Origin of the sequence: Methylobacterium crusticola (genome assembly GCF_003574465.1) — a bacterium.
In the GTDB taxonomy this organism is placed as follows: domain Bacteria; phylum Pseudomonadota; class Alphaproteobacteria; order Rhizobiales; family Beijerinckiaceae; genus Methylobacterium; species Methylobacterium crusticola.
The window spans coordinates 1-24,737 of sequence record NZ_KZ984631.1 but is presented as its reverse complement, the minus strand read 5'-3'; the positions used below and the strand labels follow the sequence as shown (position 1 = coordinate 24,737).

Here is a 24,737-nt window from a genome sequence, read left to right as displayed (position 1 = left end):
GGTGCCGGCGCGCGCCGCGAGGGCGGCGCGCCTCGCCCTCGCGGCGGCGATCCTCGCGCCGTCCCTGGCGGCGGCGCCGGCCGGCGCCGTGATCGGCGGCACGGAGGCGCCCGACTCGGACCTCGCCCGCGGCAGCGTGATGGTGCTGTCGTCCCGCGGCGGCGTCTGCACCGGGATCGTGGTCGGGCGCGACGCGGTGCTGACCGCCGCCCACTGCGCCGCCGGCCGCGCCGAGCACCGGGTGCATTTCCGCGACGAGGCGGGCGAGCCCGTGCTGCTCGCGGTGGCCGCCGCCGCCGTGCATCCCGGCTACGACGCGGGCGCCATCGCGGGGCGCCGGCGCTCGGTCGACCTCGCCCTGGTGCGCACCGCCGCGCCCCTTCCGGCGCGCTTCGCGGCGGCGCTGCTGTCGGAGCGGCCGCTGCCGGCCGGGACCGGGCTGGTGCTCGGCGGCTACGGCGTGGCGCGGCCGGGCGATCACCGCAGCACCGGCACCTTCCGCACCGCGGCGCTCCCGGTGGTGGAGCCGCACGGGCCGAGCCGCATCCTGGTCTGGCTCAAGGCCCCGGGCGCGGCGCCCGCGGCCTGCGAGGGCGACTCGGGCGGCCCCATCGCGAGCGGCGCCGGGATCGTCGCGGTCACGACCTGGGTCGGGGGCGGGGCCGCGGCCTGCGGCGGTTTCACCCAGGGCGTCCTCCTCGCCCCGCAGCGCGCCTGGATCGACCGGACGCTCGCCGGATGGGGCGTCTCGCCGCGCTGGGAGTAAGGGGAGGGCGGCGCGGCCCAAGCGGGAGGCTCCGCGGCCCGCGGCTTGCCGCCGACACTTCGTTTACAGTGCGAAACACGAACCGGGTGGAACCTCGGCCGGCGTGCGAGACTTCACTTGTCGAGCGTGGCCGCACGCTTCTAGGTTAGCTGCATGCGCTTCGCCCCGTCCCGTCTCCGTCCCGCCCTGGCCGCCCTCGCGGTCGCCGCGCCCCTCGGCCTGTGGAGCGTCGGCGCCGGCGCCGTCGTGCAGGGCGAGGTGTCCCGCGATCCCGACGGGCTGCGCGGCTCGGTGGTGCGCATCGAGAGCACCACCGGGGAGATGTGCTCCGGCTCGCTCATCGGGCCGGACCTCGTGCTCACGGCGGCCCATTGCGTCATGCACCGCGCCGGCTACTGGGTGGTCGCCGTCGACCGCGCGTTCCGGCAGCGCCGCCTGCGCGCCGTCGCGGCCGCCATGCACCCGGACTTCGTGCCCGGCACCACGCCCGAGACCCAGCCCGGCACGGACCTCGCGATCCTGAAGCTGAACGAGCGGCTCGGGCCGGACTTCCAGCCCTTCGATCCCCGCTACGGCGGCGACATCGCGGCGGGCGACCCGGTGGCGATCGCGGGCTACGGCGTGGTGGCGGAGAACCGCCGCAGCACCGCCCGCGTCCTGCGGCAGGCCCGCCTCGTCTCCCTGGGCGAGCTTCAGGTCGCCAACACCGTGACGGTCGTGGCCGACCGGCGCAGCCTCGCCGAGACCGCCGGGGCCGGCGCCTGCCTGGGCGATTCCGGCGGCCCGATCCTGCGGGGCGGGCCGGGCGGCTACCAGCTCGTCGGCGTCGTGAGCTGGTCGAGCGGCGCCGCCCAGCAGGGCCGGGCCCGCACGGCCTGCGGCGGCTTCACGGCCGTCACCCCCACCGCCCAGCACGTCTCCTGGATCTCCGCCCGCGCCGCCGAGCTCGGCCGCTACGCGCCCGGCGAGGCGATGCCGACCAGCGGGTCGCGCGCCAACGCAGCCGACTGGACCGGCGCCCGCTAGGGCGCCCGCGCGCCGCCCGGCCCGCGCGATCTCCCCCGGGGACCCGGCGGCACCGTTCATCTTGCGTTGCGCGTCCGGATGGTTCAACCCGGCGGGGCTCAAGGCGGCAACCCGGACGAATGGACGAAACGACATGGCGAAGTGGGTCTACACCTTCGGCGACGGCAAGGCCGAGGGCAAGTCGTCGATGCGCGACCTGCTCGGGGGCAAGGGTGCGAACCTGGCCGAGATGTCGAATCTCGGCCTGCCGGTGCCGCCCGGCTTCACCATCCCCACCGAGGTCTGCACCTACTACTACGACCATGGCCGCCAGTACCCGCCCGAGCTCGAGGGCCAGGTCTCGGCGGCGCTGGAGGCGGTCGGCGGCCTGGCCGGGCGCCGCTTCGGCGATCCGGAGGCCCCGCTCCTCGTCTCGGTCCGCTCGGGCGCCCGGGCCTCGATGCCCGGCATGATGGACACGGTGCTCAACCTCGGCCTCAACGACGCCACCGTCGAGGCCCTGGCCGCAGGCTCCGGCGACGCGCGCTTCGCCTACGACAGCTACCGCCGCTTCATCACCATGTACTCGAACGTCGTGCTGGGCGTGGAGCACCACGCCTTCGAGGACGTGCTGGAGCGCTACAAGGACCAGAAGGGCCTCAGCCTCGACACCGAGCTCTCGGCCGACGACTGGCGCCACCTGATCGGCCAGTACAAGGCCCTGGTGCAGCGCGAGCTCGGCCAGGACTTCCCGCAGGACCCGCAGGCGCAGCTCTGGGGCGCGATCGGCGCCGTGTTCGGCTCGTGGATGAACCCGCGCGCCAACAAGTACCGCGAGCTGCACGCGATCCCGGCGAGCTGGGGCACCGCCGTGAACGTCCAGGCCATGGTGTTCGGCAACATGGGCGAGACCTCGGCCACCGGCGTCGCCTTCACCCGCAACCCGTCGACGGGCGAGAGGGCGCTCTACGGGGAGTACCTCATCAACGCCCAGGGCGAGGACGTGGTGGCGGGCATCCGCACGCCCCAGGACATTACCGAGGCGGCGCGCATCGAGTCCGGCTCCGACAAGCCCTCGATGGAGCGGGCGATGCCGGAGGCCTACGCCGAGCTCGTGCGGATCTACGGCCTGCTCGAGAACCACTACCGCGACATGCAGGACATGGAGTTCACGGTCGAGACGGGCAAGCTCTGGATGCTCCAGACCCGCAACGGCAAGCGCACCGCCAAGGCGGCGCTGCGCATCGCCGTGGAGCTCGCGGGCGAGGGCCTGATCACCCGCGAGGAGGCGGTCGGGCGCGTCGAGCCCGCCTCCCTCGACCAGCTCCTGCACCCGACCATCGACCCCAAGGCCGAGCGCAAGGTCATCGCCTCCGGCCTGCCGGCCTCGCCGGGGGCCGCCTGCGGCGAGATCGTGTTCAACTCGGAGGAGGCCGAGGCGGCCAGGAAGGCCGAGCGCAAGGTCATCCTGGTGCGGATCGAGACCTCGCCCGAGGACATCCACGGCATGCACGCGGCCGAGGGCATCCTCACCACCCGCGGCGGCATGACCTCGCACGCGGCGGTGGTGGCCCGCGGCATGGGCAAGCCCTGCGTCTCCGGCGCCGGCTCGATCCGGGTCGACTACGCCGCCCGCACCCTCTCGGTCGGGGGCGTCACGCTCAAGGCCGGCGACCGCATCACCGTGGACGGCTCGACCGGCCAAGTGATCGAGGGCACGGTGCCGATGCTCGAGCCCGAGATGTCGGGCGACTTCGCGGCGCTGATGGAGTGGGCCGACGGCGTGCGCACCATGAAGGTGCGCACCAACGCCGAGACGCCCCTCGACGCGCGGGCGGCGCGCAAGTTCGGCGCCGAGGGCATCGGCCTGTGCCGGACCGAGCACATGTTCTTCCAGGAGGAGCGCATCGTGGCCATGCGCGAGATGATCCTGGCGGACGACGCCGAGGGCCGCCGCGCGGCCCTCGCCAAGCTCCTGCCCTACCAGCGCCAGGACTTCGTCGAGCTGTTCACCATCATGTCGGGCCTGCCGGTGACGATCCGGCTCCTCGACCCCCCGCTGCACGAGTTCCTGCCCCACACCGACAAGGACGTGGCCGAGTTCGTGGCCGCGACCGGCGTGCCGGAGGACAAGGTCCGGCGGCGGATGAACGAGCTGCACGAGTTCAACCCGATGCTCGGCTTCCGCGGCTGCCGGCTGGCGATCCTCTACCCGGAGATCGCCGAGATGCAGGCCCGCGCGATCTTCGAGGCCGCCGTGGAGGCGGCGCGCCAGTCCGGCACGCCGATCATCGCCGAGGTGATGGTGCCCCTCGTCTTCACCCGCACCGAGTTCGACCTCGTCAAGGCCCGCATCGACGCGATGGCCAAGGCCGTGGCGCAGGAGGCCGGGACCGCGGTCGAGTACCAGGTCGGCACCATGATCGAGCTGCCGCGGGCGGCCCTGCGGGCCGGCGACATCGCCGCCTCGGCCGAGTTCTTCTCCTTCGGCACCAACGACCTGACCCAGACCACGCTCGGCATCAGCCGGGACGATGCCGGCCGCTTCCTCGGCCTCTACACCCAGCGCGGCATCCTGCCCTCCGACCCCTTCGTGTCCATCGACCAGGAGGGCGTGGGCGAGCTCGTCCGCCTCGCCGCCGAGCGCGGCCGGGCGGTGCGGAAGAACCTGAAGCTCGGCATCTGCGGCGAGCACGGCGGCGACCCGGCCTCGATCGCCTTCTGCCAGGAGACCGGGCTCGACTACGTCTCCTGCTCGCCCTACCGGGTGCCCATCGCCCGCCTCGCCGCCGCGCAGGCCGCGCTGAAGGAGAAGCCCCAGGGCGAGGCCTGAGGCCCGGGCCCGAGGAGGCCGGGGCCCCTTCACGCGAAGGCCGCTCCCGGCCCGGGACGCTCCCTGCGGGGACGCCCGGGTCCGCGGCCGGCAGCCCCCGGGAGGAGCCGCCCGCCATGCTGCCACCCGCCATGCAGCCGCCCGCCGCACCGAAGCCGCCCCGAGGCGGGCCGGCGGACCCCGCGGGCGCCGCCGCCGCCGGGGCCGGCCTGTGGCGCGGGTCGGCCGCGCAGCGCGTGCGCCTCGTCTCGGGCCTGATCCTGTTCGCCTTCGCGGCGGCCCACTTCGCCAACCACGCCCTCGGCCTCGTCAGCCTGGAGGCGATGACGGACGCCGCCCGCTGGCGCGTCGCCGTCACCCGGTCCGTGCCGGGCTCCCTCGTCCTCAGCCTCGCGCTCCTCGCCCACGTGGCCCTGGCGGTGCGGCGCCTCGCCGGGCGCCGCACCCTCAGGATGCCGCCCTGGGAGGGCGTGCAGACCCTGCTCGGCTTCGCGATCCCGTTCCTCCTCGTCCCGCACGTCCTCGCCACCCGGGTCGCCAACCTGCGCGAGGGCGTGCGCACGAGCTACGCCTACGAGATCGTCCACCTCTGGCCGGACGCGATGGTCCACCAGACCCTGCTGCTGCTCGTCGTCTGGGTGCACGGCTGCCTCGGCCTGCACGCCTGGCTGCGCCTCGCGCCGGGCTACCGCCGCGCCGCGCCGCTCCTCGCGGTCCCGGCCTTCGGCCTGCCGGCGGCGGCGCTGGCCGGGATCGTCATGCAGGGCCGCATGATGGAGCAGGACGTGGTCCTGGCCCGGCGCTTCGCGGCCCCGGACCTCGCCGCCCGCTGGCAGGTGCCGCCGGTGCCGCCCGCCGTCGCCGCCTGGGACGGACCGGTCTCGGCCCTCGTCTACGCGGTCTTCGCCGGGGCCCTCGCGGTGGCGGCCGTGCGGATCGCCGGCGGCCTGCGGGCGAAGCGGCTCTCGGTCGCCTACCTGGGGGGGCCGACGGTGCGGACGCTCGAGGGCCCGACGCTCCTCGAGGTCAGCCGGGCGAACCGGGTTCCCCACGTCTCGGTCTGCGGCGGGCGCGGGCGCTGCTCGACCTGCCGGGTGCTGATCGTCGGCGGGGAGGGCAACCTGACGCCGCCCGCCGCCGTGGAGGCCGCGACCCTGCGGGCGATCGGCGCGCCCCCGAACGTGCGCCTCGCCTGCCAGGCCCGGCCCACCGGCGACGTCGCGCTGATCCGCATCCTCGACGCGCGGCGCCCGGAGAGCGCCGGGGCCCACCTCGCCAATCCCGACGTCGCCGGCATCGAGCGGGAGGTGGCGATCCTGTTCGTCGACATCCGCGGGTTCACGCCGCTGTCCGAGCGCAAGTTCGCCTTCGACGTGGTGTTCATCCTCAATCGCTTCTTCGAGGCGGTGGGCCGCGAGGTCGAGGCCGCGGGCGGCTGGATCGGCGGCTACGCCGGGGACGGCCTGCTCGCGCTCTTCACCCACCGGGACGGGATCGACGCCGCCTGCCGGGCGGCGTTCGCGTCGGCGGCCGCGGTCGACCGCGCCGTGGCGGGCCTCAACCGGCAGATCGCCGACGAACTGCCGGCGCCGCTGCGGATCGCCATGGGGTTGCACGCCGGCCCCCTGGTCCTCGGCCGGCTCGGCTACGGCGAGAGCCAGGCGATGTCGGCGATCGGGCCCGCCGTGAACCTCGCGAGCCGGCTCGAATCCCTCGCCAAGGCGGCGGACGTGCAGCTCGTCGCCTCCTGCGACGCCGCCCGGCGCGCGGGGATCGACCCCGCCGGCCTGCGCACCGAGACGGTGGCGGTCCGGGGCGTCGCCCAGGCCCTCGCGGTCGTCTACGCGGAGCGGGCCGGCGACCTCGCGGGACGCCTCGGCGGGGAGGCGGGCCCGCGCGCGGGCGCGGCGGCCTGACGGGCCTCCCCCCGCGTGTGCGCCGCCGCACGCCCCCGCGCCCGCACCCGGCCCCGGCGCTCCGCGGAGCGTTGGCCGCGACGGGCGGGCGGGCTACGCTGCCCCCGCAGGCACAGCGCGGCCGAGCGCGGTCAGGGGCGGCCCATGGCGACCAAGGACGGACCGACGGAGACGTATTTCCGGGCCGAGGACATCGTCGTCTTCCGGCGGGCCGCGAAGCTGTTCGGCGTCTACATCGCGGTCCGGCGGACCAACCCGAGGAGCCTGCCCTACATCGGCAAGCCGGGCTACGCGCCCAAGCTGATCGACTGCAAGGCGAAGACCGCGGAGGAGAACGTCAACATCAACGGGAGGGCGTACACGACCGCCGGGCTGGTGGTCGATTGCGACGTCCTGCGGGATTACCTGCCGATCGTCTTCGGGCGCGACAAGGTGGAGAGCGCGATCAAGGAGTGGCGGGCCTTCGCGCACGGCTCCGGCGAGAACGGCGCCAGCCACTACCGGCCCCCGAAGCTCGCCCCGAAATCCCTCTACGACGGCCGGGGCCGGCCTCTCCGGACGATCTGCCCGGAATACACCTACTTCACCCAGATGGATCCGGGCCACGTCCATTACGGCTGCGTGCGGCACTCGCCGACCACCCTGGCGACCGGCGGGAGCTACGTCCACGCCGACTACGACCTCTACGCGGTCGTGCCCGCCGGGCGGACCGAGAACGTCTTCGTCCGCGAGCGCAGGCTCGGCGAGCCGCACTCGCGCTCGCCGCAGCAGATGGACGTCCAGAACTACGTCACGTCCCACATCCCCGGCATGGTCTGCCACGGCGAGCAGGATACGTTCAAGACGGACCTCGACGACGCCCTCGACGTCTTCTACCCGGACGGCGCGACGATCAGGCCGGCGGTCGGCCGCCACGCGATCGAGACCCTCTACGCCACCGTGTTCGAGGGCCGCCGGATGGTCGCGGGCGGGGCGGACCCGGGCGCCGCGGCCGGGGCGGCGCGCCCCGGCTGGCAGAGGGCCTGACGGCGCGGCCTCCCCGGCATCGGCCTCGATCCTCCCGGCGGCCTTAACCAACGCTCAACCATACCCCGCGACACTCCCGGCCGTAACGGGCCCCGGTGGCCCCACCATCGCGGGAACGGCGCGTGCGCAAGAGGCGGGTTCGACGGACGAAGGGGATGCGCTGGCTCTGCGCCGCGTTCGCCCCCTGGGTGGCCGGCCTCGGCGTGCTCGTCTCGTTCACGGCCTCGGCCGGCTACGAATCCTCCCTCGGGTCGAGCGCCGTCGCGCGCCTCGCGGCGCACGGGATGCCGCCCCTGCCGGAGGGCGGCCTCATCGCCCCGGTGGCGCTCGGCGCCTGGCGGCCCGACGCCACGCCCCTCGACGCCGAGCCGCTCCGGGGCGACCTCAAGGCCGACGCCCGCACCCGGCCCCTCGCCCAGCGCCAGCGCAAGTCCGACGCCCTGATGTCGGCCCGCGTCGGCGCGGCCCGGCGGCCGCTCGCGGTCGTCCGCGGCGGCTGGCTCGGCAGCGCCGGCAACGCGGTCGCGGCGGCGCTGACGCCCGGGCCCGCCACCTGGAACCCGGACCTCGAGCCCGAGAGCGGCTTCGTGCCCTTCGCGGAGGGAGAGGCGCCCGAGCCCGGCGCCAGCTCGCCCGCCGCGGCGGCCTCCGTGGCCACACGCGGCGGCGGCAGCGGCGGCCAGACCCGCGACGCGCGCCAGGACGGCGGCACCCCGGCGGTGCCGCGGGCGGTGGCGCTCTCCTCCGCCACCCCGGCGCCCGCCGACGCGATCCCGGTGGAGGTCGCCGCCGCCCCGGTGGCCGGCGGCCCCTTCTCGCCGCGCCTCGAGCGCGACGCGCGGGCGGCCCTGACCACTGCCGCCCGGGTGCCCGCCGAGGCGTCCCCGGCCGGGGACGCCCGCCGCCGCTACGCCGACCTGATAACCCCGGAGAACGCCGAGAAGGAGCAGCGCTGCCTCGCGGAGGCCGTCTACTTCGAGGCCCGGGGCGAGCCCGAGCAGGGCCAGGCGGCGGTGGCCCAGGTGGTGCTCAACCGGGCCAAGAGCGGGCTCTACCCGGCCAACATCTGCGGGGTCGTCTACCAGAACCGGCACCGCTACATGGGCTGCCAGTTCTCGTTCGCCTGCGAGGGCCGCTCGCTGCGCATCACCGACGATGCCTCCTGGCAGGCCGCCGCCCGGGTCGCCAGGGCGGTCGTCGACGGGCGCACCTACCTGGCGGATGTCGGCGGCGCGACCCACTACCACGCCGACTACGTGCGCCCGCGCTGGTCGCGCCGGCTCAAGAAGATGGACGTGATCGGCCGCCACATCTTCTACCAGCTGCGCCAGGGCCAGACCTGACGGGGCCCCCGGGGCGGCGGCGCGCCGTCCCCGGCCGGGCCGCCCCGCGCCCGTCCGTTAGGGTTTACGGCAACTATAGGCGATGCGGAGATTGCGAGGTTCGCGAGTCCGCCCGAGTCGATCGACGCGCAGCGTTGCGCGACTCCGTCCGACTTGCGCCGAAATACGTAGTAATTCCCGAGGGCAATTTTACCCTCTTCGGGGTTTCGGCTTGCCGATCGCGGCGGGGAGCGGCTTCTCTGGCGGGCAAGCGTGGCGCTGTCGCAGGCCGCGCCGCGCCGCTCTCCGCCATCCTTGAGGAAGTTCCGATGACCGCCCTGGTCGCCCGTCTCCCCGCCGCCCTCGTCGCCGCGGCGGGCCTCGTCGTGCTCGCCGCGCCGGCCGTCGCCGGCGGCTTCGGCTGCACCACCGACTGCTACCGCCGGGTCTCGACGCCTCCGGTCTACGGCACCGTCTCCGAGCAGGTCATGGTGCGCCCGCCCCGCACGGTCAACCACGTGGTGCCGCCGGTCTACGACACCGTGTCGGAGAAGGTGCTGGTGGCCCCCGCGCGCCGGGTCTGGCAGACCTCCTACGACGCCTACGGGCAGCTCGTCGGCTGCTGGGTCACCACCCCGCCGCAATACGCCGTCCAGACCCGCCGGGTGCTGGTGCGCCCGCCGCAGGTCGTGCCGCAGGTGATCCCGCCGGCCTACGCCTCCTACCAGCGCCGGGTCCTGGTCCAGCCGGCGAGCGCCGGCTGGGTCCCGGCCGGCCCGGCGGGCGGCTACGGCGGCGGGTACGGCGGGGGCTACGGCCCCGTCGGCGCCGGGCTCGCGGTGGCGGGCGCCGGGGTCGGCCTCGGCCTGGCGACGGCCGGGACCGCCGCCGGCATCGCGTTCGGGGGCGGCAGCCTCTACGACGGCTACTGACGCGCGCTCCCGCCCGGGCATTCCCGCCCGGGTATTCCCGCCCGCGCGCTCCCGCCCGCGCCGGTCCGGGGGCCGCGCGACGGCTTGCCGCGCGGCCCCCGGCGCCCCACAACCCGGGTTGCGAACGGCGACAGGGGAGGCCGCGTTGGGCACGTTCAAGGCCGTGGTGATCGAGAAGGGCGAGGGCGGCCAGAGCGTCGCGCTCCGGAGCTTCGACGAGGCCGACCTGATGGACGGCGACGTCACCGTCCGGGTCACGCACTCGACCCTCAACTACAAGGACGGGCTGGCGCTGACCGGCAAGGCGCCGGTGGTGCGCCGCTTCCCGATGATCCCGGGCATCGATTTCTCGGGCGTGGTCGAGGCCTCGAGCCATCCCGGCTGGGCGCCCGGGGACGCCGTGATCCTGACCGGCTGGGGCCTCGGCGAGACCCATCTCGGCGCCTACGCCGAGAAGGCGCGGGTGAAGGGCGACTGGCTGGTGGCGCTCCCGGCGAGCCTGACCCCCGAGCAGGCGATGGCCGTCGGCACCGCCGGCTTCACCGCGATGCTGGCCCTGCTGGCGCTGGAGCGCCACGGGCTGCGGCCCGAGGCCGGCCCGGCCCTGGTCACGGGCGCGGCCGGCGGCGTCGGCTCGGTCGCGACCGCGCTGCTCGCCGCGGCGGGCTGGCACGTCGTCGCCGCCACGGGCCGGGCGGCCGAGGAGGCGGAGTACCTGCGCGGCCTCGGCGCGGCGGAGATCATCGGCCGCGAGGAGCTGTCGACGCCCGGCAAGCCCCTCGGCCGGGAGCGCTGGGCCGCGGCCGTGGACGCGGTCGGCTCGACGACGCTCGCCAACGCGCTCGCCATGACCCGCTACGGCGGCGCCGTCGCGGCCTGCGGGCTCGCCGGCGGCATGGACCTGCCGGGCTCGGTCGCGCCCTTCATCCTGCGGGGCGTCGCGCTCCTCGGGATCGACAGCGTGATGGCGCCCCAGGCCCTGCGGCGCGAGGCGTGGGCGCGGCTCGCCCGCGACCTCGACCTCGACAGGCTCGCCGCGATGACGACGACGATCCCCCTGAGCGGGGTGATCGAGCGCGGCCCCGCGATCCTGGCCGGGCGCACCCGCGGGCGCGTGGTGGTGACGGTCGACTGACGCCCCGGGCGGGCGCGGGAGTTTGATCGCCGCGCGGTGGAACCTTGACATTGCCCCGCGCATTGCCGGTTTCATGAGCATTGCATTCGTCCGCGAGCGGGAAGGGGGGGAGGCCTTCGAGGACCTTCCCGACCGTCCCGTCTCCCCGCACCCGAACTTCGTCACGCCCGAGGGCCTCGCCCTGATCGACGCGGAGCTCGATCGGCTGCACACGGAGCATGCGGGGCTCTCGCCCGACGACAAGGCCAGCCTCGCCCGCGTCAACCGGGACCTGCGCTACTGGACGGCCCGGCGCAACTCGGCCCAGGTGGTCGAACAGGCCCCCGGCGACGTCGTGCATTTCGGCTCCACCGTGACCATCGCCCGCGACGGCGGCGCCGAGCAGATCTTCCGCATCGTGGGCGAGGACGAGGCCGATCCGGCCCGCGGCACCATCGCGTACGTGGCGCCCCTCGCCCGGGCCCTCACAGGCAAGCAGGCCGGCGACACCGTCACGGTGGCCGGCCACGACAGCGAGATCATCGCGGTGCGCTAGCTCCGGCCCTCGATGAGGTCGCGCTCGCGCAGGATCGCCTCCCCGACGAAGTCCAGGAAGGCCCGCACCCGCGCGGCCCGGCGCAGGTCTGGATGGGTGAGGAGCCAGAGCCCGGCGGAGAGGTCGGGCTCCGGCGCGGAGAGCCGCACGAGCCCCGGGCGGCGCTCCGCGATGAGGCAGGGCAGGGGGCCGATGCCGATCCCCGCCGCGACCGCGTCGGCTAGGCCCACCACCGTGTCGAGCCGCAGCACCACCCGCTCGGGCGCCGTCCGCTCCAGCACGTAGCGCGCCGCCTTGGCGGCCCCGAGCCCCGGGGCCGGCGAGACCCAGCGCCGTTCGGCGAGCGCCCCGCCGTCCCCGTCCCCGGCCCGGCCGTAGAGCGCCCACGCGATCGTGGCGAGGCGCCGGCCCACGAGGGTGTCGGGCGGGTCGTCGGTCGCCCGCAGGGCGACGTCGGCGTCGCGCTTGGCGAGGTTCAGCGCCTGGTTCGAGACCACGACGTCGAGGCGCACCTCCGGGCAGCGGGCGCAGAAGCGGGCGAGGATCGGGGTCAGGAGGTCGATCAGCAGCGAATCCGCCGTCGTGACCCGCAACTCGCCGGCGGGCGTCGGCGCCGCCCCCTCGAGCCGGCGGGCGAACCCGGTGACGTCCTCCTCCATGCGGGCGGCGATCCGCACCATCTCCTCGCCCGCGGGCGTCGCCACGTAGCCGGTGCGGTGGCGCTCGAACAGGGCGGTGTGCAGGGCGGCTTCGATCTGGCCCAGGCGCCGGAAGGCCGTGGAGTGGTTGATGCCGAGCCGCTCGGCGGCCTGGGTCAGGCCGCGCTGGTCGGAGATGGCCTTGACGAGCCGGAAATCGTCCCAGGCGAGGGCGGGTGGCACGGTGTCCTTGCGCTCCTGCAAGCGTCGGCTTGCAGCATAGGCGGTTTCGCCCGGGCCGGCGATCCGCGATCGTGCGGGGACGGAAACCCGCCCGATCGCGGTCGCGCGGGGCGACAGGGAAGGTTCGATCGCGATGGCGAAAGTGCTGGTGCTCTACTACTCGACCTACGGCCACATCGAGCAGATGGCCTCCGCGGTGGCCGAGGGCGCGCGCGAGGCGGGCGCCGAGGTCGTGGTCAAGCGCGTGCCCGAGCTCGTGCCCGACGAGGCCGCCCGCAAGGCGCACTACAAGCTCGACCAGGCGGCCCCGATCGCGACCGTGGACGAGCTTCCGTCCTACGACGCGATCATCTTCGGCACGCCGACCCGCTACGGCAACATGGCGGCGCAGATGAAGAACTTCATCGACCAGACCGGCGCCCTGTGGGCGAAGGGCGCCCTCGTGGGCAAGGTCGGCTCGGTCTTCACCGCGACGGCCTCGCAGCACGGCGGCCAGGAATCCACCATCCTGAGCTTCCACACCGTGCTGCTGCACCAGGGGATGGTGGTGGTCGGCCTGCCCTACAGCTTCCAGGGCCAGCTCGGCACCACCGAGGTGATGGGGAACTCGCCCTACGGCGCCTCCACCATCGCGGGCGGGGACGGCAGCCGCCAGCCGAGCGCGGTGGAGCTCGAGGGCGCCCGCTACCAGGGCCGCCACGTCGCTGGCATCGCGCGGAAGCTCGCGGGCTGATTCCCGGCGGCCCGCGCCCAAAGAAAAAGGCCCGGACGGATCCGAGCCTCTGAAGGGGGAAGGCCGATGGGGGCTTGTGTGGCCTTCTACTCCCCCTCAACGGGCGGGGCGCCGATCGGTTCCGGGCCGCCGCGAAAAAGATTTTTTCGCCGCGCGCCGCGCCGCGCCGGTCCCCGTCACGGCGGCGCGGGACCGCCCGGCCGGGGCGCCGCCGCCCGCTGCAGGCGGTCGCGGATCGCCTCGCCGAGGCCCGCCGGGGGGATCGGCACGACCGCGATCGTCGCGGCGCCGGAGGCGTCGAGGCGGCGCAGGTGGGAGAACAGGTTGGCGGCGGCCTCGACGGCGTCGCCGGCCGGGCTCAGGTCGAGGCAGGCGCCGGCGGCCTCGATGCCCGCCGGGCGCGCGGCCCCGAACAGCAACACCGCCTCGCCGGGGGCGACCGCCTCGGCGTCGAGCCGGACCCGGGCCCGCGGCGCGTAGTGCGAGGCGAGGAGGCCCGGCGCGACAGGCGCCTCCGGCGCCGTCGCGAGCGCGGCGAGGCGGCCCCCCAGCACCGCCTCGATCGCCTCCCGGGCGACCCCGCCGGGCCGCAGCAGGGCCGGGCCGCCCGCGAGGCAGGCCACGATGGTGGATTCGACCCCGACCGGGCACGGCCCGCCGTCGAGGATCGCCGCGATGCGGCCGTCGAGGTCGCCGAGCACGTGGGCGGCCTGCGTGGGGCTGACCCGCCCCGAGCGGTTGGCCGAGGGCGCGGCGACCGGCCGGCCGGTCGCCGCGAGCAGGGCGTGCGCGAGGCCGCCCGCCGGCACCCGCAGCGCCACGCTGGGCAGGCCGGCCCGGGCGAGGTCGCAGATCCGGCCGCCCTCGGCCGCCGGCACCACCAGGGTCAGGGGACCCGGCCAGAAGGCCTCGGCGAGGCGCAGCGCCGCGGGCCCGAACGCGCCCTCGCGCCGCGCGGCCGCGAGGTCGGGCAGGTGGGCGATCAGCGGGTTGAANNNCGCGCTGCGTGCCGGCGGGCCGGCCATTGACCCATGAGGTTGGTTCACGTCTAAACTGTCGCTCGCCATGCCGGCGGCCGTAGCGTCGCGCGGGGCCCGGCGTCAAATCAGGGCGGCCCTGCAAGGCCGCGAGACCGCTCCCGGGGAGGAGCATCCATGACCTATCGCGCGCCCGTGGCCGAGATGGCCTTCACCCTCCGGCAGGTCGCCGGCCTCGACCGCGCCATCGCGGACGGCCTGCACGGCGACCTGACGCCGGACCTCGTGGACACCATCCTGGAGGAGGCGGGCCGCTTCGCCAACGACGTGGTGGCGCCCCTCAACCGGGTCGGCGACCGGCACGGAACCCCGCTCAAGGACGGCGCCATCACGATGCCGCCCGGCTACCGCGAGGCCTACAGGGCCTGGACCGAGGGCGGCTGGAACGCGCTGCCGGGGCCCGTCGCGTACGGCGGCCAGGGCCTGCCGATCCTGCTCAACGCCGCCTGCATCGAGATGTGGAACTCCGCCGCCATGGCGTTCGGCCTCGGGCCGCTGCTCACGGCGGGCGGCGTCGAGGCCCTGAGCCGGCACGGCTCGGAGGAGTTGCGGGCGCGCTACCTGGAGAAGCTGGTCTCGGGCGAGTGGACCGCGACCATGAACCTCACCGAGCCGCAGGCCGGCTCCGACCTCTCGGCCCTGCGCACCAGGGCCGAGCCCGTCGGCGACGGCAGCTTCCGGGTCCGGGGCGAGAAGATCTACATCACCTGGGGCGAGCACGACCTCACCGACAACATCATCCACCTGGTGCTGGCGCGCCTGCCCGACGCGCCCGCCGGCACCCGCGGCATCTCGCTGTTCCTGGTGCCCAAGGTGCTGCCGGACGGCAGCCGCAACGACCTGCGCTGCGCCGGCATCGAGCACAAGCTCGGCATCCACGGCTCGCCGACCTGCACCATGGTGTACGGCGAGCGCGACGGCGCCCTGGGCTGGCTCGTCGGCGAGCCGAACCGCGGCCTCGCCTGCATGTTCACGATGATGAACAACGCCCGCCTCGGGGTCGGCCTGCAAGGCGTCGCCATCGCGGAGCGCGCCACCCAGCAGGCGCTCTCCTACGCCCGCGACCGGCGCCAGGGCCGGGCGGGCGCCGCGGCCGAGGGCGGCGGCGCGAGCGCCATCATCGCGCACCCGGACGTGCAGCGCATGCTGCTGACCATGAAGGCCCTCACGGGCGCGGCCCGGAGCCTCTGCTACCTCACCGCCGAGGCCATCGACCGCGCCCACCGCGCCCCCGACGCCGCCGACCGCAGGGCGGCGCAGGCGCGGGCCTCCCTGCTGACCCCGGTCGCCAAGGCGTTCGCCACCGACATCGGCATCGAGGTGGCCTCCCTCGGCATCCAGGTCCACGGCGGCATGGGGTTCGTCGAGGAGACGGGCGCGGCCCAGCACCTGCGCGACGCCCGCATCGCGGCGATCTACGAGGGGACCAACGGCATCCAGGCCATCGACCTCGTCACCCGCAAGGTCCCCCTCGAGGGCGGCGCGGTGGTGCGGGGCCAGATCGGCTCCATGCGAGCCGTGGCCGAGCGCCTCGTGAAGGAGGGGACGGAGGCCTTCGGCCACACCGCGCCGCGCCTTCGGGAGACGATTGAGGCCCTCGACCGCGCCACGAGCTTCATGCTGAGGGCGCTGGGCTCCAACCGGCCCGACGAGGCCCTGGCGGGCGCGACACCCTACCTGCGCCTGTTTGGCCTGGCGCAGGGCTGCGCCTCGCTGGCGCAGGGCGCCCTCGCGGCGTCCGCGGCGCTCAAGGGGGGCGACACCGACCCGGCGCACCCGGCCCGCATCGCGCTCGCCCGGTTCTTCGCCGAGAACGTCGCGACCGCGGCGCGGGGGCTGGAGGAGACGGTCACGGGCGGCGCCGGCTTCCTGCAGGACGCGCCGCTGGCGCTCGCCGGGTAGACGATGCGCCGGGCGGCCCCCGGGGCCGCCCGGCGGTTCGCGCTCAGCGGGGCGCGCGCTTGGCCAGGATGCGCTGGAGCGTGCGGCGGTGCATGTTGAGCCGCCGTGCCGTCTCCGAGACGTTGCGGCCGCAGAGCTCGTAGACGCGCTGGATGTGCTCCCAGCGCACCCGGTCGGCCGACATCGGGTTCTCGGGCGGGTCCGCCCGCTCGCCCGGCTCGGCCATCAGGGTGCCGTGGATCTCGTCCGCGTCGGCGGGCTTCGCCAGGTAGTCGAACGCGCCGAGCTTCACCGCCGTGACGGCGGTGGCGATGTTGCCGTAGCCGGTCAGGATCACGCCCCGGGCCTCGGGCCGGCGCTCCTTCAGGCGGGCGATCACGTCGAGGCCGTTGCCGTCGGCGAGCCGCATGTCGATCACCGCGAAGGCCGGCGGCTGCGATTCGACCGCCGAGACGCCCTCGGCCACGCTCTCGGCGACGTGCACGCGGTAGCCCCGCGCCTCCATGGCCCGGGCCAGGCGCGTCGAGAAGGGCTTGTCGTCATCCACGATGAGGAGGCTGCGGTCGGCGTGCGCCGCGAGGGCGTCCCCGTCCGGGATCGTGCCCGGGCTGGCCTCCACGGTTGAGGTTCCGTACTGCGTCATCAAGCGACGCTCCTTGCCATTCATTATGTTTCTTCAGGGTTTTATATAGGTGCGTCGCGGGCCTGCGTCAGGGGTGGGGCCGGGTTCGGCAGCGCGAATCTGCGCTCCTGCGCCTCCCTCTCGAAAACGTGACGCGGCCAGACGATGCGCACCACCGCGCCCGTCGAGGGGTCGACCGCGTTCCCGAGGGTGAGCTGGGCGCCGGAGCGCTCGATCAGGGTCTTGGCGATGAACAGGCCGAGGCCGAGTCCCGTCCCGGCCTCGGAGCCGGCCTGGGCGGCGCTGCGGGTGCTCACGTAGGGCTCGCCCACGCGCAGCAGCACGTCGGGGGCGAAGCCCGGGCCGTCGTCCCGGATGTCGAGGGAGACGCGCTCGAGGGTCCAGCGCGCCTCGATCGCCACCCGGCTCTCGGCGAAGTCGACGGCGTTGTCGACGATGTTGGCGAGCCCGAACAGCACCCCCGGGTTGCGCCGGCAGGACGGCTCGGGCCCCTCGCCCCTGGTCGAGGCCTCGAGGGCGATGCCGAGGGCGCGCTGGGGCGCCACCAGCTCCTCCACGAGGTGGCTGAGGGAGATCGTCTCGAAGAAGCCGCTCTGGTCGTCGTCGAGGGAGGTGAGCTTCGACAGGATGCCGCGGCAGCGCTCCACCTGGTCGCGCAGGAGCCGCAGGTCCTCCGCCACGGCGGGCGTGGCGCTCGGCCCGAGCTGCCGGTCGAGCTCCTTGGCCACCACCGTGATGGTGGCGAGGGGCGTGCCGAGCTCGTGCGCGGCCGCCGCCGCGAGGCCGTCGAGCTGCGAGAGGTGCTGCTCGCGGGCGAGCACCAGCTCCGTCGCGGCGAGCGCCTGGGCGAGCTGGCGCGCCTCCTCGGCCACCCGCCAGGCGTAGACGCCCGTGAAGGCGGTGCCGAGCAGGATCGCGGTCCAGACCCCCGACACGTACAGGAAGGGCAGCTCGAGCTTCTCGTTGGCGAACCACGGCAGGGGGCGGTACACGAGGGCGAGCAGCGTCGCGAGCCCCACCGCCAGGAGGCCGAGCGCCAGGGTGCGGGCCGGCGGCAGCGCCGTCGCGGAGATCAGCACCGGGGCGAGGAACAGGAGCGCGAACGGGTTCTGGAGGCCGCCGGTGAGGAACAGCAGGGCGGCGAGCTGGATGATGTCGAAGCCGAGCAGCAGGACCGCGGCGTCGTCGCTGAGCCGGTGGCTCGCCGGGAACCGGATCCGCAGGCCCAGATTGAGCCACGACGACGCCGCGATGACGAGGAAGCACCACCCGAAGGGCAGGGGCAGCCCGAGGCCGAGATGCGCGCCCGCGACCGCCGCGCTCTGCCCGGCCACCGCGAGCCAGCGCAGCCGCACCAGCGTGTCGAGTCGCAGGTGGCGCGCGTCGCGCACGAGGTCGGTCGGGGATATCTCGGACATGGGATCACGATAGAGCGCGGCCCGCCGCCGCCCAGGCCGCCGCCGGCGGAAAGCGAAGGCCGCCGCCGGCGGAAAGCGAAGGCCGCCGCCGGCGGAAGCCGAAGGCCGCCGCCGCCGAAAACCGGAGGCGGCCGGCCGCGCCCGCGGCTGTTGCACCGCAGCATCGCGGCACCGCGAAACCTGCCGCTGCGGTAAAAAAGGCACGCTTCCACCTTTTGGTAGCTTGGTTCTCCCCCGACGTTGTCATTCAAATGAGGAACTTTATTCTCGCGTCCTCAGTTGGGGGCAGGCGTCTTCCGCGGCGCTCGCGCGCTGCTGGACCAATACGGGAACGGTGGCGTCATGGATCTCTCCTATTTCTGGTACGAAGCCGCGCATTGGATGCTGACCCCGGCCCGGGTCGCCGCCGACGCGACTCAGCTCGTGTTCCAGAACCCGGTGAACCCGATCACCTACACCCCGTACGGCCGCACGGTTTCGGCCGCCTGCGAGATGTTCGAGCGCACGACCCGACGCTACGGCAAACCGGCCTTCAACCTCCCGAGGACGATCGTGGAGGGCATCCCCGCCGAGGTCACCGAGACGGTGGTGTGGGAGAAGCCGTTCTGCCGCGTCGTCGCCTTCGAGCGGGCCCTCAAGCGGCCGGCCGCCGCGGCGCAGCCGAAGGTGCTCGTGGTGGCGCCGATGTCGGGCCACTACGCGACGCTCCTGCGGGGCACCGTCGAGGCCCTGCTGCCGGCCCACGAGGTGCTGATCACCGACTGGATCGACGCCCGCATGGTGCCGCTCGAGGCCGGCCGGTTCGATCTCGACACCTACATCGACTACATGATCGAGATGTTCCAGGCCCTGGGGCCGGACCTGCACGTGATCGCGGTCTGCCAGCCCTCGGTGCCGGTCTTCGCGGCGGTCGCCCGCATGGAGGCGCAGGGCCTGCCCGGCGTGCCGACCTCGATGACCCTGATGGGGGGCCCGATCGACACCCGGCGCTCGCCGACCGCCGTGAACTGCCTGGCGGCCGAGCGCGGCTCGGAATGGTTCAAGCGCAACTGCATCACGGTGGTGCCGCCCGGCTACCCGGGCAGCTGGCGCGAGGTCTACCCGGGCTTCTTCCAGCTCTCCGGCTTCATGGGCATGAACCTCGACCGGCACCTGACCGCGCACTGGGACATGTACAAGCACCTCGTGCGCAACGACGGCGACTCGGCCGAGAAGCACCGCGACTTCTACGACGAGTACCTCTCGGTGATGGACCTGACGGCCGAGTTCTACCTCCAGACCGTCAACACCGTGTTCGTCGAGCACGCCCTGCCGAAGGGCGAGATGCTCCACCGCGGCGAGCGCGTCGACCCCGGCGCGATCCGCCACTGCTCCGTCATGGCGGTCGAGGGGGAGAACGACGACATCTCGGGCGTCGGCCAGACGCTCGCGGCCCTCGACCTGACGCCGAACCTGCCCGATTCGCGCAAGCTCTACCACCTGCAGCAGGGCGTCGGGCATTACGGCGTGTTCAACGGCTCGCGCTTCCGGTCGCAGATCCTGCCGCGGATCTCGGAGTTCATGCACGCGATGCAGGGCACCGACACCGTGCCGCTCCTCGAGGCCTCCTGACGGCCCCGGCCGGCACCCGACTGACGGCCGCCCGGCTGCCCGGCTGCGGGAGCCAGCATGCCGGCGCTTCATGCCTTTCGCGCATGGCTGGGCGGCATCCTGCCCCGCCTCGCGCGGCAAACGGGTAAGCTGACACGGCCCGCCCCCAGCGCCTACAATGGCCCCATGCGAGTCGCGTTGCTGCGCCGGTCGGCGCCCGAACCCACCCACGTCACAGTGATCCACGAGGGGACCTTCTATCCGGTCGCCGTACGCCGCCGCGCCATGGCGCGGCGCATCACCCTGCGCGTGTCGAGCGCCACCGGCGAGATCGTGCTGACTCTGCCCGAGCGGGCCGACATCGCGACGGCGCAGCGCTTCGCCGACGCCCACGGCGCCTGGATCGCCGGCCGCGTGGCGCGGCTGCCGGAGCGCGTGGCGTTCGAGAACGGCGCGGTGGTGCCCCTGCGGGGCGTGCCGCACCGCATCCTGCACTGGTCCGTGGCCGCGGGCGCGACGCTCGCCACGACGGCGCCCGACGGCACGGCCATCATCGCGGTGTCCGGCCAGGCGCCCCACGTCGCCCGCCGGGTGCGCGACTTCCTCGAGGCCGAGGCGCGCCGGGACCTCGGCGCCGCGGTGACCCGCCACGGCAGGGCGCTCGGCCGGGCGCCCAAGCGCCTGACCGTGCGCGACACCCGCAGCCGCTGGGGCTCCTGCTCCGCCCGCGGCCACCTCAACTTCTCCTGGCGCCTGATCATGGCGCCGCCCTCGGTGCTGGACTACCTGGCGGCCCACGAGGTGGCGCACCTCGTCGAGATGAACCACTCGGACCGGTTCTGGCGCGTGGTCGAGACGCTCTACCCGCGCTACGAGGAGCCCGAGCGCTGGCTCAAGCGGCACGGGGCCGAGCTGCACCGCTACGGGTGAGGGGAAGGCCCGCGCCGCGGGCCCGGTCTCAGCCCTTCGAGCGCACCACCACGACCGGCTCGGCCGGCCAGGCCGGCCGCGGATCGACGAAACCGGGATAGAGGCTGCGCGGCGCGACGTTGTCGCAGAGCTCGCGCTGCCGCACGATCACCTGCCCGGCCGCGTCGTAGCGCCGGACCAGGCCCCCGTCCCGGCAGAACCCGGCGATCTCGGCCGAGCGCGCGGCCCGGCGCCCGCGGGGGTTGCGCGGCACCGGCGGGTGCTCGACCGTCAGGGTGGCGTCCCGCTCCAGCGAGCGCTCGACGTAGGTCGTCTCGCCGAGGGGCAGGGGCTCGGCCGCGGCGGCGGCGAGGCCCGCTCCGGTCGCGGCCAGGGTCAGGAGGGCGAGGGCGGGAAGTCTCATGGGGCGATCCTGGCGGGCAGACGGCACGGTACTCTAGGCGCGGGGGCGGTCCCCCAAAAGGCGGCCGGGCGCGCGGCGCTCCGATACGGCCGAGCTGTGTCTTCCGTGCCGTCGCGGGTGCCCCGCGCGGGAGCTAAGCCGCGCGGGAGGCTGCCGGTTCCCGTGCCGGCGCGGCGCTTCGCTTGACAGGCCCCGGCCCGCGTGGTCGGAACGCCCGCAAGGGGTGCGGCGCCGCGTCGACGGCGCCGCGCGAAGCGGAGTGATGAGCGGCGTGCCAGACAGCTTGCGACCGATCGGACGCCGCGTGCGCGCCGGCACCCTCGGCATCCTCGGGCTCGCGGCCTGCCTCCCGGCGCCGGCCGCCCTCGCGCAGGGTGCCGTGAAGCAGAGCTTCGACGACTGGCAGTTGCGCTGCGAGACCCCCGCCGGCGCCAAGGCCGAGCAATGCGCGCTGGTCCAGTACGTCGCCGCCGAGGACCGGCCCAACCTGAGCCTCGTGGTGATCGTGCTGAGGACGGCCGACAACCGCGGCACCCTGCTGCGGGTGGTGGCGCCCCTCGGCATCCTGCTGCCCTCCGGCCTCGGCCTCAAGATCGACCAGACCGACGTCGGCCGCACCTCGTTCGTGCGCTGCCTGTCCACGGGCTGCGTCGCCGAGGTGGTGATGGACGACAAGCTGATCGGCCAGCTCAAGGGCGGCCAGCAGGCGACCTTCATCGTGTTCCAGACCCCCGAGGAGGGCGTGGGCATCCCCCTCTCGCTCAAGGGGTTCAAGGACGGGTTCGACGGCCTGAAATGATGCGCCAGACGGGGCCGCGCCCCGGGGAGGGACTCGTGACGGCAGGTTTTCTCCAGACGGGCGGCCCGGCCCGCGGCCTCGCCCCGCGGTCCGGGCTCCTCGCCGCGGCCGCCCGCGCCGGGCTCCTCGCCGCGGCCGCCCTCGCGGCGGCCCCGGCCGCCCGGGCGCAGGACGACGGCAACCCGTTCCTCAACATCTTCAAGTACGGCGGCACCACCAAGCCCCCCGAGGCGCCGCCCAGCCCCGACAGCGTGTACTGCCCGGTCATCGAGGTTGCCGAGGGCAAGGCGTCCCTGCAGACCCTGGGCGGGACCGGGGTGCGCACCCAGGTCCGCCTGGGGCAGCTCAGCCGCGCCTGCACGCCCGGGCCGAACGGCACCACCCTCGTGTCGGTCGGGGTCGAGGGCCGGGCCCTGCTCGGCCCGGGCGGGTCGCCCGGGCGGTTCGAGGCTCCCTTCACGGTGACCCTGAAGCACGGCACCGTGGTCATCGCGCGCCGGGCCCGGCGCGCCGCCGTGACGATCCCGCCGGGCGAGGCCAACGCCAGCTTCGCCATCGTGGAGGACGGGTTCAGCGTCCCGGCCGCCTACGTCAACGATTTCGACATCGAGGTCGGCCTCGGCGGGTCCGCCGGCAAGGCGCCCCGCGCCCCGCGCCGCAAGCCGGCGGCCTCCGCCGGCGCGGCCGAGTGACCTGCCGCGTGAGGCCGTGAGGCGGGACGCCCGCTTCCGCGTCGAGCCCCACCCGGGCGATCCGGACTTCTCCCGCAGGCTGACGCTCGACCGCCCGGCCGCCGGCCGCTGGCTCTCCCTCGCCTACGCGGCGAGCCGCTGGCGCGATCCGGTCCGGCCCCTCCTGCGCTTCCTGCGGGCGGACGGGGCGCACGAGGACGCGCTCCTGCCCGGCCCGGTGCTCGGGCGGGCGGCCTGGATCGGCCTCGTGCCGCCCGGAACCGAGACCATCCTGCTCGCGGCGGAGGGGTTCCGGATCGAGGAGGCGCGCCTCCTCGGCCACGTCGCGATGCTGGCCCTCGGGGCGCGCCGCCGCCCGGGCAAGCTCCCGGTCGCCCTCTACCAGTGGGTGAGGCGCGACCAGCGCCGCCTGCGCAGCACGCTGCGCATCGCCGCCGCGGTGACGCCGCTCTCGGGCTACCCCGCCTGGAAGGCGGCGCGCCAGCGCGCCTTCGAGCCCGCCTTCGACCGCGCGGGCCCCGCGCCCGCGCTCCGCATCGGCCTCGCCATGGACGCGCGTCCCGACCAGGGCGAGGCGGTGCGCCGCAGCCTCGCGGCGCTCCTCGCCCAGGACCACCGCGACTGGCGCCTCGTCCTGCGCTGGCAGGGCGGGGCGCCGCCCGGCTTCCTGCCCCCGGCCGACCCGCGGCTGACCGGGGAGGAGGGACCGGCGGGCTTTCCGGAGGCAGAGGCCGTCGGCGTCCTGGCGCCCGGCGACGTCCTCTCCCCCGACGCGCTCGCCCTCCTGGCCGGCGCCTTCGCGGGCCCCGCGCCCGCCGCCCTGGCCTACGCCGACGCCGAGATCGCCGCGCCCGAGGGCCTGCGCCCGCGGCTGAAGCCCGGCTGGAGCCCGGACTTCGCCCTGACGGGCCTCTACCCGGGCCGCCCGCTGCTCCTCGGCCGCGCGCTCCTGGCCCGCTGCGCCTGGACGCCGGGGGAGGGGGCCCGGGCGCTGCTGCTCGCCGCCGCCCTCGCGGTCGGGCCGGACCCGGTGCGCCGCATCCCCCGCATCCTCTGCCGCTGCCTGCCGGAGGCCGAGGACCCGGCGGGCCACGCCGCCGACCTGGAGCGGGCCCTGCGGCGGGCGGGCTCCCCCGCCACGGTCGCCCGCCTCGGCGACGCCGTCGACCTGGACTGGCCCCTGCCCGAGCCCGCGCCCCTGGTCTCGGTGGTGATCCCGACCCGCGACCGGGCCGACCTGCTCCGGGTCGCGACCCGCGGCGTGCTCCGGGAGACGGCGTATCCGGGCATCGAGCTCGTCGTCGTCGACAACGGCTCGTCGCAGGCGGAGGTGGCCGCCCTCTACGCCGAGCTCGACCGCGACCCGCGGGTGCGCCGCCTCGACCGGCCCGGGCCCTTCAACTTCTCGCGCCTCGTCAACGCGGGCGTCGCGGCGAGCCGCGGCGAGGTGGTGGTGCTCCTCAACAACGACGTCGCGGTGCTGCGCCCGGACTGGCTCGACGCGATGGTGCGCCAGGCGCTGCGCCCGGAGGTCGGGGCGGTCGGCGCGAAGCTGCTCTTCGCCAACGGCCGGCTCCAGCATGCCGGCGTGGTGGTGGGCCTCGGCGGCCGGGCCGGCCACACCCTGCGCAACCGGCCCGCCGGCACGCCCGGCCATCTCGGCCGCCTGCGCGTGGCCCACGAGGTCTCGGGCGTCACCGCCGCCTGCCTGGCGGTGGCGCGGGCCAAGTTCGACGCCGTCGGGGGGCTCGACGCGGAGGCCTTCCCGATCGACTTCAACGACGTCGATCTCTGCCTGCGCCTCGGGGAGGCCGGCTACCGGACGGTCTGGACGCCGAGGGCGGTCCTCGCCCACCACGAGTCGGTCAGCCGGGGCCCCAGCGTCGGCCCCGCCCGGGCCCGCTTCGAGGCCGAGGCCGCGCGCTTCTCCGCGCGCTGGCGGGCGGTGATCCGGGACGACCCCCATTACCACCCGGCCTTCTCGGTCACGACCTTCGGGGAGGACCTCGAGTGAGGCCGCGGGCGCTTCCGGACCATCCGGCCTTCGACCCGCTGCGGTTCGCCGGGGGCGGCGCCCCGGCCGGGCCGGCGCGCTGGCGGGCCGGCGCCGCGATCCTCGCCCGCCACCCCGGCGCGACGCTCGCGATCGCCCGTGCGCTCCTGTCCGGGCGCCGGGTGCGGGCCCGCAACCTCGCGCTGGCGCTCCTCGGCGCCGGTCACCGCCTGCGCCCGGCCGAGC

20 protein-coding genes and 2 pseudogenes are annotated in these 24,737 nt (G+C 75.2%); 17 read left to right on the top strand and 5 right to left on the bottom strand.

Annotation, left to right across the window (positions count from 1 at the left end; genetic code table 11):
- Position 1: 1 nt before the first annotated feature.
- The 9 genes from DT057_RS03675 (at position 2) to greA (ending at position 11,470) form a co-directional block, all read left to right on the top strand.
- Complete coding sequence (locus tag DT057_RS03675; protein WP_128560766.1) at positions 2-766, top strand: S1 family peptidase; 765 nt, start codon at positions 2-4, stop codon at positions 764-766.
- Between the two features lie 153 nt (positions 767-919).
- A complete protein-coding gene (locus tag DT057_RS03670; protein ID WP_128560765.1) occupies positions 920-1,792 on the top strand; it encodes a S1 family peptidase in 873 nt (290 codons plus the stop codon).
- A gap of 133 nt (positions 1,793-1,925) precedes the next feature.
- Positions 1,926-4,604, top strand: a complete 2,679-nt coding sequence (gene ppdK, locus DT057_RS03665) for a pyruvate, phosphate dikinase (RefSeq protein WP_128560764.1) — start codon at positions 1,926-1,928, stop codon at positions 4,602-4,604.
- Between the two features lie 116 nt (positions 4,605-4,720).
- A complete protein-coding gene (locus DT057_RS03660; RefSeq protein WP_238313167.1) occupies positions 4,721-6,520 on the top strand; it encodes an adenylate/guanylate cyclase domain-containing protein in 1,800 nt (599 codons plus the stop codon).
- A gap of 144 nt (positions 6,521-6,664) precedes the next feature.
- Positions 6,665-7,546, top strand: coding sequence for a hypothetical protein (locus DT057_RS03655; RefSeq protein ID WP_128560763.1), 882 nt, complete (start codon positions 6,665-6,667; stop codon positions 7,544-7,546).
- Positions 7,547-7,701: 155 nt separating this feature from the next.
- Positions 7,702-8,889, top strand: a complete 1,188-nt coding sequence (locus tag DT057_RS03650) for a cell wall hydrolase (RefSeq protein WP_128560762.1) — start codon at positions 7,702-7,704, stop codon at positions 8,887-8,889.
- A 308-nt stretch (positions 8,890-9,197) separates the two neighbouring features.
- Positions 9,198-9,800, top strand: coding sequence for a hypothetical protein (locus DT057_RS03645; RefSeq protein ID WP_203236174.1), 603 nt, complete (start codon positions 9,198-9,200; stop codon positions 9,798-9,800).
- A 145-nt stretch (positions 9,801-9,945) separates the two neighbouring features.
- Entirely contained in the window at positions 9,946-10,935 is a 990-nt protein-coding gene (gene acuI / locus DT057_RS03640) for an acrylyl-CoA reductase (NADPH) (protein ID WP_128560761.1), read from the top strand.
- A gap of 73 nt (positions 10,936-11,008) precedes the next feature.
- Positions 11,009-11,470: a transcription elongation factor GreA gene (gene greA, locus DT057_RS03635; protein ID WP_128560760.1), complete on the top strand. Its 462-nt coding sequence runs from the start codon at positions 11,009-11,011 to the stop codon at positions 11,468-11,470.
- On the opposite strand, the gene DT057_RS03630 is transcribed toward greA, so the two are convergent.
- Positions 11,467-12,372, bottom strand: coding sequence for a LysR family transcriptional regulator (locus tag DT057_RS03630; RefSeq protein WP_238313165.1), 906 nt, complete (start codon positions 12,370-12,372; stop codon positions 11,467-11,469). The two genes, greA and DT057_RS03630, sit on opposite strands and share 4 nt — an antisense overlap.
- Positions 12,373-12,484: 112 nt before the next feature.
- On the opposite strand from DT057_RS03630, the gene wrbA reads away from it, so the two are divergent.
- Positions 12,485-13,084: an NAD(P)H:quinone oxidoreductase gene (gene wrbA, locus DT057_RS03625; protein WP_128560759.1), complete on the top strand. Its 600-nt coding sequence runs from the start codon at positions 12,485-12,487 to the stop codon at positions 13,082-13,084.
- A 176-nt stretch (positions 13,085-13,260) separates the two neighbouring features.
- On the opposite strand, the pseudogene DT057_RS03620 reads toward wrbA, so the two are convergent.
- Positions 13,261-14,079, bottom strand: a pseudogene (locus tag DT057_RS03620) (L-threonylcarbamoyladenylate synthase); the annotation flags it as partial.
- A 159-nt stretch (positions 14,080-14,238) separates the two neighbouring features.
- Here DT057_RS03620 and DT057_RS03615 point away from each other — a divergent pair.
- Complete coding sequence (locus DT057_RS03615) at positions 14,239-16,023, top strand: acyl-CoA dehydrogenase family protein (protein ID WP_128560757.1); 1,785 nt, start codon at positions 14,239-14,241, stop codon at positions 16,021-16,023.
- 43 nt (positions 16,024-16,066) lie between these two features.
- On the opposite strand, the gene DT057_RS03610 is transcribed toward DT057_RS03615, so the two are convergent.
- Positions 16,067-16,669 carry an ActR/PrrA/RegA family redox response regulator transcription factor gene (locus tag DT057_RS03610; protein ID WP_128560756.1) on the bottom strand — a complete coding sequence of 201 codons (603 nt, stop codon included), beginning with the start codon at positions 16,667-16,669 and terminating at the stop codon, positions 16,067-16,069.
- Positions 16,670-16,707: 38 nt separating this feature from the next.
- Positions 16,708-18,084 carry an ActS/PrrB/RegB family redox-sensitive histidine kinase gene (locus tag DT057_RS03605; RefSeq protein ID WP_128560755.1) on the bottom strand — a complete coding sequence of 459 codons (1,377 nt, stop codon included), beginning with the start codon at positions 18,082-18,084 and terminating at the stop codon, positions 16,708-16,710.
- A gap of 342 nt (positions 18,085-18,426) precedes the next feature.
- On the opposite strand from DT057_RS03605, the gene DT057_RS03600 reads away from it, so the two are divergent.
- Together DT057_RS03600 and DT057_RS03595 are read left to right on the top strand one after the other, a co-directional pair.
- Complete coding sequence (locus tag DT057_RS03600) at positions 18,427-19,695, top strand: polyhydroxyalkanoate depolymerase (RefSeq protein ID WP_128560754.1); 1,269 nt, start codon at positions 18,427-18,429, stop codon at positions 19,693-19,695.
- A 165-nt stretch (positions 19,696-19,860) separates the two neighbouring features.
- The gene (locus DT057_RS03595; RefSeq protein WP_128560753.1) at positions 19,861-20,604 is read left to right on the top strand and encodes a M48 family metallopeptidase; all 744 of its coding nucleotides are present in this window, start codon (positions 19,861-19,863) and stop codon (positions 20,602-20,604) included.
- A 28-nt stretch (positions 20,605-20,632) separates the two neighbouring features.
- On the opposite strand, the gene DT057_RS03590 is transcribed toward DT057_RS03595, so the two are convergent.
- Positions 20,633-21,007, bottom strand: a complete 375-nt coding sequence (locus tag DT057_RS03590) for a hypothetical protein (protein ID WP_128560752.1) — start codon at positions 21,005-21,007, stop codon at positions 20,633-20,635.
- Between the two features lie 262 nt (positions 21,008-21,269).
- On the opposite strand from DT057_RS03590, the gene DT057_RS03585 reads away from it, so the two are divergent.
- From DT057_RS03585 to DT057_RS03570, 4 genes and pseudogenes are all read left to right on the top strand, one after another.
- The gene (locus tag DT057_RS03585) at positions 21,270-21,806 is read left to right on the top strand and encodes an invasion associated locus B family protein (RefSeq protein WP_128560751.1); all 537 of its coding nucleotides are present in this window, start codon (positions 21,270-21,272) and stop codon (positions 21,804-21,806) included.
- A 35-nt stretch (positions 21,807-21,841) separates the two neighbouring features.
- The gene (locus tag DT057_RS03580; RefSeq protein WP_238313162.1) at positions 21,842-22,498 is read left to right on the top strand and encodes a hypothetical protein; all 657 of its coding nucleotides are present in this window, start codon (positions 21,842-21,844) and stop codon (positions 22,496-22,498) included.
- Between the two features lie 16 nt (positions 22,499-22,514).
- Positions 22,515-24,512, top strand: a complete 1,998-nt coding sequence (locus DT057_RS03575) for a glycosyltransferase family 2 protein (RefSeq protein WP_128560750.1) — start codon at positions 22,515-22,517, stop codon at positions 24,510-24,512.
- A pseudogene (locus tag DT057_RS03570) lies at positions 24,509-24,737 on the top strand (glycosyltransferase family 2 protein); the annotation flags it as partial. The gene DT057_RS03575 and the pseudogene DT057_RS03570, both read left to right, overlap by 4 nt.